Here is a 16,401-nt window from a genome sequence, read left to right as displayed (position 1 = left end):
CGGCCGCCTTCTGGCACGCCGCCATGAAAATGGGCGGGACAGGCCCACAAGCCTGCCCCGCCCACGAGCCGATACGCGACAATTACAGCGTACGCGCGACTTCGGTCACTTCGAAGACTTCGAACTGGTCGCCTTCGATGACGTCGTTGAAGTTCTTCACCGACATACCGCACTCGAAGCCTTGCTTCACTTCCTTCACGTCGTCCTTGAAGCGCTTCAGCGATTCGAGTTCACCCGTGAAGATCACGACGTTGTTGCGCAGTACGCGCACCGACGACGAGCGCTTGACGATACCGTCCGTGACCATACAGCCGGCGACCGTGCCGATCTTCGGCACCTTGAACACCTGGCGCACCTCGACCATACCGGTGATGACTTCGCGCTTCTCCGGCGCCAGCATGCCCGACATCGCGGCCTTCACCTCATCCACTGCGTCGTAGATGATGTTGTAGTAGCGGATGTCGATACCGTTCGCTTCGGCCAGCTTGCGCGCCTGTGCATCCGCACGCGTGTTGAAGCCGATGATGACCGCCTTCGATGCCGTCGCGAGGTTGACGTCGTTTTCGCTGATGCCACCCACCGCGCTGTGCACGATCTGCACGCGCACTTCGTCGGTCGACAGCTTGAGCAGCGACTGCACGAGCGCTTCCTGCGAGCCCTGCACGTCCGCCTTGATGATGAGCGGCAGGTTCTGCACTTCGCCTTCGCCCATCTGCTCGAGCATGCTTTCCAGCTTCGCGGCCTGCTGCTTCGCCAGCTTGACGTCGCGGAACTTGCCCTGGCGGAACAGCGCGATTTCGCGCGCCTTGCGCTCGTCCGGCAGCACGATCACTTCCTCACCGGCACCCGGCACTTCCGACAGACCCTGGATTTCGACCGGGATCGACGGGCCGGCTTCCTTCGTCGGCTTGCCGTTCTCGTCGAGCATCGCACGCACGCGGCCATAAGCCGAGCCTGCGAGCACGACGTCGCCGCGGTTCAGCGTACCCGACTGCACCAGGATCGTCGCGACCGGGCCCTTGCCCTTGTCCAGCTTCGCTTCGATCACGATGCCCTTGGCCGGCGCCTCGATCGGTGCCTTCAGTTCCAGCACTTCGGCCTGCAGCAGCACGTTCTCGAGCAGGTCGTCGATACCGACGCCCGTCTTGGCCGACACCGGCACGAACGGCGAATCGCCACCGTATTCTTCCGGCACGACGCCTTCCGCGACCAGTTCCTGCTTGACGCGGTCCAGGTTCGCTTCCGGCTTGTCGATCTTGTTGATCGCCACGACGATCGGCACGCCACCCGCCTTCGCGTGAGCGATGGCTTCCTTCGTCTGCGGCATCACGCCGTCGTCGGCAGCCACCACCAGCACCACGATGTCGGTCGCCTTCGCGCCACGTGCACGCATTGCCGTGAACGCTTCGTGACCCGGCGTATCGAGGAACGTGATGACGCCGCGCGGCGTTTCGACGTGGTATGCGCCGATGTGCTGCGTAATGCCGCCCGCTTCGCCCGCTGCAACCTTCGCGCGGCGGATGTGGTCGAGCAGCGAGGTCTTGCCGTGGTCGACGTGGCCCATCACGGTGACGACCGGCGGACGCGGCAGTTGCTCCGCATCGGTGGTGGTCTCGCCTTCGACCAGCAGCGCTTCCGGATCGTCCAGCTTCGCGGCAACCGCGCGGTGGCCCAGTTCCTCGACGACGATCATCGCCGTTTCCTGGTCCAGCACCTGGTTGATCGTGACCATCTGGCCCATCTTCATCATCACCTTGATGACTTCCGAGGCCTTGATCGACATCTTGTGCGCGAGATCGGCAACCGAGACGGTTTCCGGCACGTGCACTTCACGCACGATCGGTTCGGTCGGTGCCTGGAACGTCGATGCGCTGTCCTGGTGACGGCCACGACCCTTCGGGCCGCCGCGCCAGCCACGGTCGACGCCGCCGCTCGAATCGCCGCGCGTCTTGATGCCGCGGCGCTTGGCTGCGTCGTCCTGCCAGCCGCCCTTGCCGCCACCCGGCTTCTTGTTGCGGTCGCCCGCACCTGCCGGTGCCTGCGTCGTCGCCGGCGCTGCGCCGGCCGGCTTCTTCACCGCCGGACGTGCCGTGCTTGCGCCCGCCGGCTTTGCCGGCTTGTGCAGCGTGCCCTTCGCTTCGACCGGCTTCGGCGGTTCCACCGGCTTCGGCGGCTCGACTGCCTTGACCATGGCCTTGCGCGGCGTGTTCATCATTTCGCGGATCGCGCGCGCTTCGGCCTCGGCCGCCTCGCGACGCTTGCGAATCTCTTCCTGCTCGGCGCGCGTCTTGTCCGCCGCCTCGCGGGCAGCGTCCTCGGCCTTCTTCGCCGCTTCGCGCTGGGCCGCACGTTCGGCGGCCGCGCGTGCTTCGTCCTGCGCGGACTGCGCACCGGCTGATTCCTGCTGAGCCTCGGCGGCCTGCTGGGCAGCAGCCTGCTGCTGTGCCGCTACGGCTTCGGCCGTGGCACGCTTCGCCGCCGCTTCTTCCTCGGCACGACGGCGCTCGGCTTCGGCCGCTTCCTCACGGGCGCGGCGCTCGGCTTCCTCGCGCTCGAGGCGCTCCTGGCGCTCGCGCAGTTCCTGCGCCTGCTTCTCGAGCAGCTCGGCCTCGCGGCGCGCTTCTTCCTCGCGACGCTTCAGTTCTGCATCGTCGTCCGCTTCGGCGACCTGCGCCTGACCCTGTTCCGCACCCTCGGCCACGTCGTCGCGCTTGACGAACGTACGCTTCTTGCGGACCTCGACCTGAATGGTGCGAGCCTTGCCCGTCGCGTCAGATTGCTTGATCTCCGACGTATGCTTGCGGGTCAGCGTGATCTTGCGCTTGTCGCCGTCGGTTGCGCCGTGCGACTTGCGCAAATGATCGAGCAGACGCGCCTTGTCCGCCTCGGACAGCGCATCGTCTTCACTCGCTTTCTGGACGCCCGCTGCCTGCAGCTGTTCGAGCAGCACACCAGCAGGCATTTTCAGTTCCGCGGCAAATTGGGCTACGTTGTTACTCGCCATTCATTCCTCTTAGTGCAAGGACCGATTCCTTGCGGTTAGCATCGGGTCAGGCCATAAGGCCGCCATCAAATCAGTGCGCCATGGTCATTTCTCACTGGAACCAGTGTTCACGTGCTTTCATGATCAACGCCTTAGCGGCATCCTCTTCCATCCCGGTCATATCGACCAGTTCATCCACAGCCAGCTCGGCGAGATCGTCCCGCGTCTGCATGCCGTGTTCGGCCAGCTTTGCGAGCAACTCCGGCGTGATGCCGTCGAGGCCCTTCAAATCCAGCGCTGCGTTTTCGACCTTTTCTTCGTTCGCGATCGCCATCGTCAACAGTGCGTCGCGTGCGCGGTTGCGCAGCTCGTGCACGGTGTCCTCGTCGAATGCCTCGATTTCGAGCATTTCGTTGAGCGGCACGTAAGCGATCTCTTCGAGGCTCGTGAAGCCTTCGTCAATCAGGATGTCGGCAACTTCTTCGTCGACGTCGAGACGCGCCATGAAGAGCGCACGCAGTCGATCGCGCTCTTCACCCTGCTTCAGGGCGGATTCGTCCGGCGTCATGATGTTGATCTGCCAGCCGGTCAGTTCGCCGGCAAGGCGAACGTTCTGACCGCTGCGGCCGATCGCGACAGCCAGCTCGTTCTCGTCGACGACGACGTCCATCGAGTGCTTTTCTTCATCGACGACGATCGACTGGACGGCTGCCGGCGCGAGCGCGCCGATCACGAACTGGGCGGGATCCTCGGACCATAGCACGATGTCGATGTTTTCGCCACCAAGCTCGTTACGCACGGCCTGCACGCGGGAGCCGCGGATGCCGACGCAGGTACCGATCGGATCGATCCGCTTGTCGTAGGCGATCACGCCGATCTTCGCGCGCACGCCCGGATCGCGAGCGGCTGCCTTGATCTCGAGCAGGCCCTGCTCGATTTCCGGCACTTCCATCTCGAACAGCTTCATCAGGAACTCGGGCGCCGTGCGCGAGAGTTCGATCTGCGGGCCGCGCGCGGTGCGGTCGACCTTCGCGATGTACGCACGCACGCGGTCGCCCACGCGCAGGTTTTCCTTCGGAATCAGCTGGTCGCGGCGCAGCAGCGCTTCGACGCGGCCCGATTCGACGATGAAGTTGCCCTTGTCGAGGCGCTTCACCGTGCCCGTCATGATCTTTTCGCCGCGCTCGAGGTAGTCGTTCAGGATCTGCTCGCGCTCGGCATCGCGCACCTTCTGCAGGATCACCTGCTTGGCAGCCTGCGCGCCGATACGGCCGAACTCGATCGACGGCACCGGTTCCTCGACGAATTCGCCGACTTCGACGTCGGGGTTCTGCTCACGCGCTTCGAACAGCAGGATCTCGCGATCCGGCTCCTGCAAGCCCGCCTCGTCAGGGACGACGAGCCAGCGACGGAAGGTTTCGTGCTCGCCGCTTTCGCGATCGATATGGACGCGGATTTCGGCGCCTTCGTCGAACAGCTTCTTGGAAGCGGACGCGAGCGCAGCCTCGAGGGCGCCCAGCACCACATCCTTGTCGACGTTTTTCTCGCGCGCCAGCGCATCCACCAGCATCAACACTTCGCGACTCATTATTTGCGGCTCCTAAAGTCAACTTGCGGAATCAGGCGGGCTTTGTCGATGTCTGCCAGCGTGAAATCCAGCATGGCCGCCTCGCCCTTCTTCCCCTCAAATTCCAAACCGATCGTTTCGCCATTCGGCGCGTGCAGAATGCCCCGGTACGTCTTGCGCCCGTCCAGCGGCTTTTTCAAGGTCACGGAAACTTCGCTGCCGGCGAAGCGCTCGAAGTCGGCCAGTTTCTTCAACGGGCGGTCGAGCCCCGGAGACGAGACTTCGAGCCGTTCGTAATCGATGTTTTCGACCGTCAAGACGTGCTGGAGCTGACGCGTGACCTTTTCGCAATCTTCGAGCGAAATGCCGGCAAGCTGATCGATATAGATGCAAAGCATGCCGCGCCCGGTGCGCTCGAGATCCACCAGCTCGTAGCCGAGCCCGGTGACCGTGGTTTCTATCAGTTCCGTCAGTTGCACTGTGTCCTCTCAGGTGTTCGCGCCCGCCGCTCGCGATTACACCCGCGGGCGCGCGCCTTAGCCGGCGCAGGAAGCGCTACCCGAGATGCCTAACCGTTTCAGCAAAAAAAAATGGGCGGAACGCCCATCTTCTCTTACTGGTGGTCGCACCTGAGCCGCACATTGAATCCGTACGCCCAGCGACTCCGCGATTATAGCGTTTTTTGGCGCAAACGCCAAGCCAGCCGGTAAAAGCAGCGCCCAGCCCGCATTTACCGACCAAAAATGCGAAACCGGACTGTCCGACCAGGCACAATCCGGCAGCGCGATATATATACAGTCAAAAGCAAGTCACGCAACGCACGGTGCCGACCGAACCGGATTCACGCCGATTTAGCCGGCACACCGGCATGCCGGCGGCTTCACGCCGCCGTCCGCCAGAAACGCTCAGCGACCGCGCGAGCGATTGCGCTGCGGACGCTGGCCGCCGCGTGCACCACCACCGGCGTTGCCGGCGCCTTCGGCGCGATTGCCGTTCGGGTTGCGGTTGCCGCCGCCCTTAACGCCGCCACGCTTGCCGCCCGCGCCGCCTTCACGCTTGGGACCAGCGCCATACGACGCACGATTGCCGTCGACATCGCGGCCGCCGCCCGAGCGGTTGCCATGGCCCGACGGCGAAACCGGCAGGCTGCCGTAGCCGCTCAGGCCCGGCAGGCCCGGGCCGCCGCGCCGACCGCCGCCGCGACGCGGCTGGTCGAGTTGACCATGCGTGGTCAGCACCGGCTCGCGGCTGATGAAGCCCATCGACGTTTGCATCGGATCCGGCTGGCGGCGCTCGGCCGGCCCACTGCCACCGCGTTTGCCCTTTTCCTCGGACGGCGCCTTCAGGCCGACGGTCGCCATCAGCTTGCGTACCTGCGCCTCGTCGAGCTCTTCCCAACGACCGCGCTTCAGGCCGCGCGGCAGCGGGATCGGACCGTGGCGCGTACGGATCAGGCGGCTCACCATCAGGCCGGCCGCTTCGAACATACGGCGCACTTCGCGGTTGCGGCCTTCGGCCAGCGCAACGTGATACCAGTGGTTCGTGCCTTCGCCGCCGCCGTCGCGGATGCGCAGGAAGTTCGCCGGGCCGTCATCGAGTTCGACGCCATGCAGCAGCTTCTGGCGCATCCCTTCGGACAGCTCGCCGACGACACGCACCGCATATTCGCGCTCGACGCTGTAGCGCGGGTGCATGAAGCGGTTCGCGAGATCGCCCGACGTGGTCAGCATCAGCAGACCTTCGGTGTTGAAGTCGAGGCGGCCCACCGCGAGCCATTTCGCCGTCTTCATCGGCGGCAGGCGATCGAACACCGACGGACGACCTTCCGGATCCGCATGGCTGACGATCTCGCCCGTCGGCTTGTGGTACAGCAGCACGCGCGGCGGCTTGTTCGGCAGCTTGCGCTTGACCGGCTTGCCGTTGATGCGGACCTGGTCGGTCGGCATGATGCGCTGGCCGATGTGCGCGGGCTCACCGTTCACCGACACGCGGCCGGCGACGATCAGCTCTTCCATTTCGCGGCGTGAGCCCATGCCTGCTTCCGCGAGCACCTTGTGAAGCTTCGGCGCGTCGTCGTCCGGCGACAGCACGCGCTTGTTCGTCGGCTGCGCGCGACCGCGACGCAGCATCGGCGCACGCACGCCGCTGCCGCCCGCCGAGTTGTCCGCGTCGAAGGCCGGCGACGTCACATAGGCGAACAGATCGTCCTGCGACACCGCATCGCCTTCGGCCTTCGCCGCGCCACCCTCGGCCTTCGCCGGACCGCCACGCCGCCCCTGGCCGCCTTGTCCGCCCGGAGCACCCTTGGCTGCACCTTCACGCTTGCCGGCCGGCTTGCGGCCGCCCTTGGCCGCGCCTTCCTTGCGCGGGGCGCGTGCGGGCTGCGCTTCCGCGGCCTCGGCCGGCTGCGCGTCCGCGCCTTCGCCGTCCTGGGACTCGCCATCGGCGCCCTTCGACTTGGCCGCCGCGCGGCGACGCGCGATCAGGCTGCGCGGACCGCGCCGCAGGCCGCGGCGGGGACGCTCGTCACCACCCGCGGCCGGAGCGTCCTGCTCCGGCGTATCGTCGGCACGCGCGGCCTGTACGGCAGGCGCGGACGATTCAATATCGTGGATATCTGTCAAAACAACCTCAAAATGTCAGGTCTCGCGCCCGGCGCGGGCGCGGCAAGAAGTCGGCCGCGATTAGGCGCGGCGCTGTTCGGGTTCTGCTTCGTCGTCCGGCAGCGCGTCGGCGCCGATGGGCGCGCTGGCACTGCGTACGGCATCGGCGAGGCTGCCGGACGTATCGTCCAGCATCTCGCCGTCCGCGGGACGGGATCGTGAGGCGCCGGCGTTCCCAGCCTCGCCCGGCATGTCGCCGACCGCCTCCGCTCCGTCTCCGGCAACCGCGTCGGCGGCCGGCTTGCGATCTTCCTCGTTCCACTCCGCGCGCGGCGGCTCGGACTGCCCGCCGGCCGGCGCTGCTTCGGCGCCGTCCTGTTCGGTTTGAACGCGATCCACTTCCAGCGTATCGCGGTTCGGCATTTCGTGCGTCGACGCGACGTCCGTCGCCGCGTCACCCGGCAATTCGTCATGCTGCGCATGCGGTTCGTCGACCGCCGCTTCGCCCGCTTCCGGCGTCGCTTCCACCGTCAACACATCGCCGTCGAAATCCATCGCCTGCTGCGCGAGCAGCGCGGCCTCGATGTTCGCGGCGGGCTCCTCGAGCGCGGGCAGGTCGTCCAGCGCCTTCAGGCCGAGATCGTCGAGGAACTGCTTGGTCGTCGCATACAGCGCCGGACGCCCCGGCACGTCGCGATGCCCGATCACTTCGATCCAGCCACGGTCCTCAAGCTGCTTGACCACCTGCGTATTGACCGTGACGCCGCGAATCTCTTCGATGTCGCCGCGCGTAACGGGTTGCCGATACGCAATGATCGCGAGCGTTTCGAGCACCGCGCGCGAATATTTCGGCGGCTTCTCGGGATGCAGTCGATCCAGGTAGTGACGCATCGCCGGCTTGCTCTGAAAGCGCCATCCGGTTGCCAGCGCCACCAGTTCGACACCGCGGCCGGACCAATCCTGTTTCAGATCTTCGAGCAACGTGCGGACCGTGTCAGCCGACACGCCGTCGGCAAAGAGCTTGCGCAAATCGCCGAGCTTCAGCGGTTCCTGCGCGCAGATCAAAGCAGTCTCGAGGACGATCTTCGCCTCTTGGGTATTCATGCAGCTAGGCCAGACCCTGTGGTCAAACGAACCGGATCAAACAGACGAAAGTAACGGAAGACGCGCTCGCCCGATTCTGATCGGTCATATTGATGGGAGCACGAACCGGGGGCGGCGAACCAACTTCAAGCCAGGCCCAAACCGGACGGAACAGCACGGCTCAACGACGGAACCGCGTGACTGAGCGCCATATTACGCAAAATCGCCCGGTGCGTAAAGATGAGCCGAACGGCCCCGCCGTTCCGCATGCCCCAGGCGCTCCGTCCCCGCTTCAGCGCGAGCCCGCGCCGCGCGCGAGAAAGCGGCGCAAGCGCTCGACGCCCGCTTCGAGCCGCGCCGGATCGCATGCATAGCACCAGCGCACGAACCCTTCCCCCTCCGGGCCGAACGCGCGCCCCGGCGCCAGTCCGAGCCCTGCCTCGCGCACCAGCGACTTGCAGAACGCGAGGCTGTCTTCCGCGCCCGGCAAGCGCAGGAACAGATACATCGCGCCCGGCGGAGGCGGCACGTCGACGCCCGGCAGCGTGCGCAGCGCCGCAACCAGATGGTCACGCGCGCCGCGCAGCGCCGCGACGAACGACTGCACGAACGGCTCACCATCGCGCAGCGCGACTTCGCCCGCGGCCTGGATGAAACCGGGAGCGCACGACGTGTTGTATTCGACCAGCTTCGACAGATCGCCCATGACCCGTGCCGGTGCGACCAGCCATCCGAGCCGCCAGCCCGTCATCGCCCAAGCCTTCGAGAACGAATTCACGACGATCAGCCGCTCGTCGCGCGACGCGATATCGAGGAACGACGGCGCGCCGGCCGCACCGAACGCGAGTCGTTCGTACACCTCGTCGGCGACCACCCAGATGCCATGACGTCGGCAATGCGCGAGTACGGCCTGCTGGTCGTCGCGGGACATCGTCCAGCCGGTCGGATTGTTCGGCGAGTTGACGAACAGCATCCGCGTGTCGGGCGTCAGCGCCGCGAGCAGCCGGTCCACATCGAGCCGCCAGCCTGCATCGCCATGGCCGAGCGGCACGCATTCGACCAGTGCACCGAGGATCTTCGGGATTTCGACAAGGTTCGGCCAGAGCGGCGTGACCGCGACGACGCGATCGCCCGGACCGGCCAGCAGTTGCGCAGCCAGCATCAGCGCGCTCACGCCCGAACTCGTCACGGCGACCGTATCGACCGGCGTCGCGCCGTGACGCGCGCTCACATAGTCCGCGATCGCGCGGCGCAACGGGACGGTGCCGAGGTTCTGCGTATAGAAGGTTGCGCCGTCGCGCAGCGCCGCCGCGGCCGCGTCGCGAATGAATGCCGGTGTCACGCGATCGGATTCGCCGAACCAGAACGGCAGCATGTCGGGCACGTCGAAGCCGGCGTTCGCCACTTCCCTGATCAGCGACGGACGCAGCGCCTGGACTGCGCTGCGTGCCGCCGGTGCGCCCGTCGCCGGGCCGACATCTGCGGAATGCGTCATCGAGAACCGCCCCCGTGGAACAGGATCCGCGTAGTGTACCGGCGTGCGCGCCGGATCCGCACCCTCAATCGAGGTCCTCCGCCCGCGCCGGCATCTGGCGCGCGAGCTCCCAGATCGCCTGCGCGGCGGGCGACAGCGACCGGTCGCGGCGGCGCACCAGCTCGACGGTGCGCTCGGTACGCGGCGTCAGCGGCCGCGCGACCAGCGTCGATCCTGCCGGCAGCGGCAGCGACAGCCACGGCTGCACGCTCACGCCGACGCCGGCCTCGACGAGCCCGAACACCGTCGCCGAATGCCCGAGCTCCTGCATGACCGTCGCATTCACCCGATGGGCGGCCAGCGCGGCGTCGATCAGCGGCCGGCTTCCGGACGCATGGTCGAGCAGCACGAGGCGCTCGCCGTCGAGCGCCGTCCACGGCACCTCCGCCCGCGCCGCAAGCGGATGATCGGCGCGCGCGACCAGGCAGAACGAATCGGTCATCAACGGTTCGCACACGAGATCGGCAACGGTGAGCGGCCCGATGACAACGCCGAAATCGACCTCGCTCGACTTCACCTTGCGCAGCACGTCGCTCTGCACGTCGTCGCGCAAGCCAAGCGTGACGAACGGGAACTGGCGCTCGCACGACGCGACGACACGCGGCATCAGCCGGCACGCGATCGTCGGGCTCGCGGCGACGATCACGCGCCCCCGCCGCTGCTCGCCGATCTCGCGAATCTCGCGCAGCGTGTCGTCGAGATCGTCAATCAGGCGGGACACGCTCGCGATCAGGTTGGCACCGACATCGGTCAACTGCACGTCGCGCGTCGTCCGGTCGATCAGCTTCAGCCCGAGTTCCGTCTCGAGCTCACGCACGCAACGGCTCACCGCGGACTGCGTGAGCCCGATCTCGTCGCCCGCGCGGCTGAAGCTCCTGAGCCGCGCAACCTCGATGAAGACGCGAAGCTGGCGCAGCGTTACGTTCATCCCCTCACCTCATCAATCGTGGATACCGATGCGCGATTTTAATGCGCGAAACGCGCTTCGATGTGCGAATCCGGCATCGATCACCCATGTTTCGCTGCGGTGCAATATTCGCGCGAACGCACGCGGCACGGGCGAAGTGCACAAGATTGGTGATTGTCCCGATTTGCTGGCGGGTTATTTTGGCGTCTTATACGCCCCTAGCTGACTTAGCCGTTAGCCCGCTGCCAAGCGGCTCTCGAGGGAATCGCCTCCGACGTGGCACACATCGTGCTTTATCTGACGCACAGGGCGCAGGTTTTCGTCGGACGGGAAGGCAGAAACGCCGCTGCCGGCCAACCGGACGCCCCCACCCGGCACTCGACGTTCGAGTGCCTGAAGAGTGCGCGGCGCAGGGCAGCGCACCGGAGTTAGCTTCGCTGAGGTGAGGACATGATGCTGTTCGACGATTTGAGAGATAACGAGTGGGCGCTGGTCGAGGGTCTGTTTTGCTCGGAACCCGCACGAAGCGAACGGCGCGGCCGTCCCCGCGTGGAGGCCCGTTCCGTGGTCAATGCCGTGCTGTGGGTACTGTCGACGGGTGAAGGCTGGTCCAAGCTGCCGGGCCGCTATCCGTCGCCGCCGACCTGCCGCCGTCGCTTCGACGAATGGCAGGCAGACGGTACACTCGCCGAAATCGTCAAGCGACTCGGCACGAGCGGCCGCCAGATCTCGTTGCGCGGTCGCATCGGGGCAAGCGCGGCGAAGCCGCCTGCACCGCCGAGCCGCGACCGGCTGCGCGGCGCATTCTGGACCAATCCGGAATCCTGGCGCGCCCCCGTGAAGATGGCGTAACGCATGCTCGATCGGGCGGCTTCGGCCGCCCGGTTTCTTTCAGCGCCTCGTTCATTGTGCGGCGCTCGCGTCGTCGTCGATCATCGCTGTCGTGCTGCGATACATCTCTTTACTATTATTTACAGCAAACCTGCACTCCCGCGCTTACCTTAGCGTCATATCAACAAGCTGCGCCGGCGGCTTGAAGGGAGCCCCCGCCATGAAACCAATGTCACTGCTCGTCGCATGCGGCATTGTCATTTCGCTGGCGCTGACCGCCCCCGCTCGTGCCGACGATCACGGGAAGCCGCCTCACCGCCAGCAAGAACACCGGAACACCCTTCGCCAGCAACCACCCGCCACGTCGCCCAACCGGCAGACCGTGCCGCGCGGCGACCTGCGCGGCGACATCGCCAGCAACGCACGGGCCCGCATCGGCTCGCAGCCGTCCGAGCTGCCGCGTCATCCGTAGCCCGACATCCTGCAGGTTTTCGTCAAAGAAAATTCCCCGATTCGGGAACTGCTCGACATGCGACGAGTCACATTCGTTGCCATGAGCACAGCGTGGCAACAGCAAAAGTATCCGGTACGCCCGTATCCTCGCGATACGGGCTTTTTTTCGGAGTGTCGCGCGGGTGGGTGCGCGAGGACAGGCGCGCGCCGCTACAGGCGGCTTTCGAGAATCGCCACGGCACTGGCTTCGCTCAATGCGTAGTCGTCCATACGGCGATCGGTCCAGGAAAGTAATTTCTCGTCGCGCTCGAGGCGCGCGCATTCGGCTCGACCGTTGTCGGTCAGCACCGCGATGTCGACCGGCGCATGAAAACCCGGTGCGGGAGCAACGGTCTTCTGCCTGACCGTGTCCATCAGTCCTAGCGACCGGAGATACTCGAACACGCCCGGGCGGCGCGCCCACGGTACCTGGCGGTACTGCACTCGTCTCAATGCGTCGAGCACCGCTTCGTTGGAATACGTGGCCATCTCGATTCTTTCTTAAAGTGCAGCGACAATGCGAAGCGGCGCGCCGGGCGGGAGCTCCGCCCGCCGATACCGCCACCGATTCTGGGGGCCGACGTTCGGCGTCGCGTTAGGGCCAGATCGTCAGCCGTCCATAAAAAGACACCATACCCCAATCAAATTGATTCTGTTCGATTCATTTGTACTTCTCTTCATCTGTTTCATGCTCTGCCGCAAGCGGCGGCGACAGATCGCAATCGCCGGCGCCGCGGCGTTCTGGCTGCTCGCGACAGGCTGGCTCGCGGCGCCGCTCATCGCATGGACCGAAGCCGGTGTTACGCCGGTCGAACGCCCCGACATGCACGGCCGGACCACGCTGATCATCATCGGCATCGGCACGCGGCGCGGCGAAACCGGCCTGCGTGCACCTCCCGACGGCGAAGCGCGCATCCGCAAGACCGCCGCGCTCTATCGCACGTGCCTGCAGCAGGCCACCCGCTGCACCGTGGTGATGTCGGGCGGCGACCCGCAACATCACGGCGAAACCGAGGCGGCCGTCTACGGGCGCCGGCTGGTGGCGGAAGGTGTCGCTCCCCGCGACCTCGTGCTCGAGCCGAACAGCCGTACGACCTACGAAAACGCGAAATTCACTGCTTCTATACTACGCTCACAACATGACGACACGCGCATTCTCGTCGCGTCGTCGTACCAGATGCGCCGCGCATTGCTCGATTTCCGCCACTTCGGCATCGATCCGCAGCCCGTTTATTCGAACCGCCGGCGCGCTCAAATGGGCTTGCTGCCCCGCTGGCACAACCTGGAAGACGCGAACCAAGCGTTGCACGAGCTGGTCGGCGTCGCGCAATTCCACGTCTATCGATGGCTCGGCTGGTTCTGACGGCACGACGGGCACCGGAGCAAAAGCGACCGTGCCGCCCCGGGATGGCATGCGCGTGACGGAACGCACGAAGTGTTGCGCGACTTCAACGGGGCCTTGCACTGCGCCGCGATCCGGTGCACATTGATCCGTCACTTTTGTTACACTCGACACGCACTCGATTGCAGTCGCCAGACAAAACGGCAACATTCGGGTTCATCACCACTTAGCGGAGGTAAAGCAATGAAGAAGACGTCCCTGGCTATTCTGGTCGCGATGTCGGCGCTGACTGGCGCAGCGTATGCGCAAGAGAGCACGCAAATCCAGACCATCACCGATCCGGCAAAGATCGCCGAGATCGAGCAGCGCGCACAGGCACTGCAACAGCAGCAGGCGGCCGAGGCTGCACAGCCGGCGGCGCAGGAAGAGCATCACCACGCCAAGAAGGCGATGCATCACAAGGCAGCGAAGAAGGCCGGCAAGAAGGCCGGCAAGAAGGCCGCTCCGGCAGAAGCTGCCAGCCAGTAAGTTCGGCGGCACCGCACACGCGAAAAGCCGAATCCGGGCAACCGGGTTCGGCTTTTTTGGTTGCGGCGCCTGCGCGCTGTGCTAAAGTCGCGCACCGAAATTTTCCACCCGTGCGCACCCCGGTGCGGAGGACAGCATGAGCAACATTCAACTCGACATCGAGTGGACCGAAGAAGCCACTCGCAAGATCAAGCAACTGATGCCGCGCGGCTCGACCGACGCCTTCCTCGCGTTGCCACCGATCGAGTGCCTGCCGATGGAGGGCGATGTGCTTTTCCTCGGCCCGCAAGGCAAGCAGCAACCGTTCATCGTCGCCGAACGCCAGTATCATCACGACGGCGATGCCGACTGGACGATCATCCTGATTCTCGACGTACCCAGCACGTCGCACTGACGGATCGCAGCGGCCGGTACGTCCGGCCGCGCCGCCCCGCTCACACGAATCTCCGCAGCGCGCGGATCCCGGAACGATCGTTTCGTCCGCGACCGCTCCGCGGCAAGCCAGAATGTGCGACGAATGCGCATGCACGGCCAACGCAGCCTCGCCCTCCCAACGCTCGACCAATACGAATCCCCGCGGCCGGGTCGGCACGCACTCGCTTTGCCGCCCCACAAAAAAAATTGCCCGCGCTTCAGAAGAAGCGCGGGCGAAACCGTCGCCCTACGAGGAAAGGCGACGGGGCCATCGGGATCCGCGCATGGCGCGGATCGTCATCGGTTTTGCGCCGGCGCTTGCAGCACCGGCATCTGAAGACGTGGATACCGTTGGTCGGACGGTCACGAAGCCCACCCGCTCTCTGACGCCACCCTCCCTGTCCTCACGATTCCAACTTATAAAGCAGTTTGCGTGCCAGGCACATTTACGAAAGTACACCGTTGATCCATAAGGATATTTTCTGCGGTCATGACGATGTAACACCTGTTCTGCGGCCGTAACGCGCGGATGTTACGTAACGTCACGACGAGGGATCGAACATCCCGCGCACGCCAGCGCCACCACGCGCGACAATGAAAAAAGCCCGCCGGAAGGCGGGCTTTTTCGAAGGCCGGGATCGTACCGCGATCAGCGCAGCTGATTCACGAGCAGCCCCATGATCTGCCGGGCCGGCGTCGACGTATCGATCGCACCCGAATCGTCGACGACTGCGACGCGCGTCTGGTCGGACGACAGCGCCTTCACGTTGACGCGATATTGCTTCGCCTGCTTTTCCTTCTTGCCGTGGAACAGTTGGCTCCAGAAGCCCTGCTCGGCCGCGCTGATGTCCTTCGGGTCGACATAACGCACGAAATACAGGCCCTTCGTGCGATCGCGATCGTCGACCGTGAAGTTCGCGCGATCGAGCGCGAGGCCGACGTGCAGCCACGAACGGTCGTACGGCTCGCCGAGCGTGACTTCGGACGGCACCGCAGCCGAGTCGACGTCGTTCGCTTGCGACGACGTACGCGCGACGTTCTGCGCGGCGATCGCCGCGGCGGCGGCCTTCGACGCGTCGGTGTCCGCCTTCTTGTCCTTCGGCACCGTGTTGTCGTTGATGTTCGCGATCGGCGGCTCGCCGTTCTTCGCACGCTGCTCGTTCTGGGCGAGCACCGCCATCACCCGCTTCAGGTATTCCGTCTCGAGCGCCGGATCGTTCGGCTTTGCTTCCCACTTGCTCGAATCGTTGTTCGCACCGGTGATCGCCTCGCGCATGCCCTTCTGGCTGATGAACACATAGGTGCCGCCATTCGGCGCCGAATCGAGGCGCGTGCGGTACTTGTTGCGCTCGGCCGTCACGTACGAGTTGCCCATCGCCTTCGAGATCACGCTACGGATCAGGCCGTCGTTGATCTGCGGGTGGGTCTCGTTCCAGTCGGTTTCCATCACGCCCTTGTCGCGCTGGTCGACGACGAGCAGGAAGCCCTGCTCCTGCCAGAAGCGGCGAACCTGCGGCCAGATGTCGGCGGGCTTCTTGCCGTCGATCACGAGCCAGCTCTCGGTGCCGTCGCGCTGGATATGCATGCCGGAAACGGCGGGCGCGACGGTGTCCAACGCGGGTGCCGCGTGCTGGACCTGCTGAAGCGCAGACAGGGAAGTCGCGCCGCCCTGCGGCGGCAGCGAACGCTGATCGGCCGTCTCGTCAAGCATGTTGGGCGGCACTGCGAGCGACGCTTCCTTCGATTTCGAATCGCTCTTGTAGTCCACTTTCGTGGGCGACGACGTACCGCAACCGGCGACGAGCGCGCCGGTGGCGAGCACTGCAGCGAACCGCATGGTAAGACGAAGATCAGTCATGTTCGGGGAATCCTCTTCCGCTAAATCACGGCGCTTTCCGTGGATCAACCTTGCATTTTACCGGGGCCGCGCCGGGATGTGCAAAAAAGCGACGGCCAAGAAAAAACCCGCGTCAGCCTGAACTGACGCGGGTTCTTTATCTGGTCGGGGCGAGAGGATTTGAACCTCCGACCACCTGCACCCCATGCAGGTACGCTACCAGGCTGCGCTACGCCCCGAAAGAAAAAAATTATAACAGACAGTTGTCCGGTTTAGAACG

13 protein-coding genes, 1 tRNA gene and 1 pseudogene are annotated in these 16,401 nt (G+C 65.3%); 5 read left to right on the top strand and 10 right to left on the bottom strand.

Going from position 1 to position 16,401, the window contains the following annotated elements:
* Nucleotides 1-82: 82 nt before the first annotated feature.
* The 7 genes from infB to ACVK00_RS30380 all read right to left on the bottom strand — a co-directional run bounded on the left by infB (nucleotide 83) and on the right by ACVK00_RS30380 (nucleotide 10,698).
* Nucleotides 83-3,004 (bottom strand): translation initiation factor IF-2, encoded by a 2,922-nt coding sequence (gene infB / locus ACVK00_RS30410; protein WP_228907481.1) that lies wholly within the window; start codon nucleotides 3,002-3,004, stop codon nucleotides 83-85.
* Between the two features lie 91 nt (nucleotides 3,005-3,095).
* Nucleotides 3,096-4,571: a transcription termination factor NusA gene (nusA, locus tag ACVK00_RS30405; protein ID WP_006757628.1), complete on the bottom strand. Its 1,476-nt coding sequence runs from the start codon at nucleotides 4,569-4,571 to the stop codon at nucleotides 3,096-3,098.
* The gene (gene rimP / locus ACVK00_RS30400) at nucleotides 4,571-5,029 is read right to left on the bottom strand and encodes a ribosome maturation factor RimP (protein WP_006752291.1); all 459 of its coding nucleotides are present in this window, start codon (nucleotides 5,027-5,029) and stop codon (nucleotides 4,571-4,573) included. Before rimP ends, nusA begins: the two co-directional genes overlap by 1 nt.
* Before the next feature lie 426 nt (nucleotides 5,030-5,455).
* Nucleotides 5,456-7,174 (bottom strand): 23S rRNA pseudouridine(2605) synthase RluB, encoded by a 1,719-nt coding sequence (gene rluB, locus ACVK00_RS30395; protein ID WP_228907480.1) that lies wholly within the window; start codon nucleotides 7,172-7,174, stop codon nucleotides 5,456-5,458.
* Between the two features lie 60 nt (nucleotides 7,175-7,234).
* Entirely contained in the window at nucleotides 7,235-8,257 is a 1,023-nt protein-coding gene (gene scpB, locus ACVK00_RS30390; protein WP_354122962.1) for an SMC-Scp complex subunit ScpB, read from the bottom strand.
* Nucleotides 8,258-8,528: 271 nt separating this feature from the next.
* Nucleotides 8,529-9,731, bottom strand: coding sequence for a pyridoxal phosphate-dependent aminotransferase (locus tag ACVK00_RS30385; RefSeq protein ID WP_284891648.1), 1,203 nt, complete (start codon nucleotides 9,729-9,731; stop codon nucleotides 8,529-8,531).
* Between the two features lie 64 nt (nucleotides 9,732-9,795).
* Entirely contained in the window at nucleotides 9,796-10,698 is a 903-nt protein-coding gene (locus ACVK00_RS30380; RefSeq protein ID WP_166721490.1) for a LysR family transcriptional regulator, read from the bottom strand.
* 432 nt (nucleotides 10,699-11,130) lie between these two features.
* Between ACVK00_RS30380 and ACVK00_RS30375 the strand changes: the two are divergent.
* Nucleotides 11,131-11,526, top strand: a pseudogene (locus ACVK00_RS30375) (transposase); the annotation flags it as partial.
* A 202-nt stretch (nucleotides 11,527-11,728) separates the two neighbouring features.
* A complete protein-coding gene (locus tag ACVK00_RS30370; protein WP_006758859.1) occupies nucleotides 11,729-11,980 on the top strand; it encodes a hypothetical protein in 252 nt (83 codons plus the stop codon).
* Between the two features lie 191 nt (nucleotides 11,981-12,171).
* Here the strand turns inward: ACVK00_RS30370 and ACVK00_RS30365 are convergent, their stop codons facing one another.
* The gene (locus ACVK00_RS30365) at nucleotides 12,172-12,489 is read right to left on the bottom strand and encodes a hypothetical protein (RefSeq protein ID WP_006754206.1); all 318 of its coding nucleotides are present in this window, start codon (nucleotides 12,487-12,489) and stop codon (nucleotides 12,172-12,174) included.
* Between the two features lie 199 nt (nucleotides 12,490-12,688).
* On the opposite strand from ACVK00_RS30365, the gene ACVK00_RS30360 reads away from it, so the two are divergent.
* The 3 genes from ACVK00_RS30360 (at nucleotide 12,689) to ACVK00_RS30350 (ending at nucleotide 14,264) form a co-directional block, all read left to right on the top strand.
* Complete coding sequence (locus ACVK00_RS30360; RefSeq protein WP_350227432.1) at nucleotides 12,689-13,363, top strand: YdcF family protein; 675 nt, start codon at nucleotides 12,689-12,691, stop codon at nucleotides 13,361-13,363.
* Nucleotides 13,364-13,585: 222 nt separating this feature from the next.
* Nucleotides 13,586-13,870 carry a hypothetical protein gene (locus ACVK00_RS30355; RefSeq protein WP_284891909.1) on the top strand — a complete coding sequence of 95 codons (285 nt, stop codon included), beginning with the start codon at nucleotides 13,586-13,588 and terminating at the stop codon, nucleotides 13,868-13,870.
* 136 nt (nucleotides 13,871-14,006) lie between these two features.
* Complete coding sequence (locus ACVK00_RS30350; protein WP_006758856.1) at nucleotides 14,007-14,264, top strand: hypothetical protein; 258 nt, start codon at nucleotides 14,007-14,009, stop codon at nucleotides 14,262-14,264.
* A 669-nt stretch (nucleotides 14,265-14,933) separates the two neighbouring features.
* Here ACVK00_RS30350 and bamC read toward each other — a convergent pair.
* A complete protein-coding gene (gene bamC, locus ACVK00_RS30345; protein WP_284891911.1) occupies nucleotides 14,934-16,142 on the bottom strand; it encodes an outer membrane protein assembly factor BamC in 1,209 nt (402 codons plus the stop codon).
* 141 nt (nucleotides 16,143-16,283) lie between these two features.
* A tRNA-Pro gene (locus ACVK00_RS30340) sits at nucleotides 16,284-16,360 on the bottom strand.
* Between the last annotated feature and the right edge of the window lie 41 nt (nucleotides 16,361-16,401).

The organism is Burkholderia sp. PvR073 (assembly GCF_054055695.1).
Note: the sequence above shows the minus strand (reverse complement) of the source record. Positions and strands in the feature narration are given on the sequence as shown.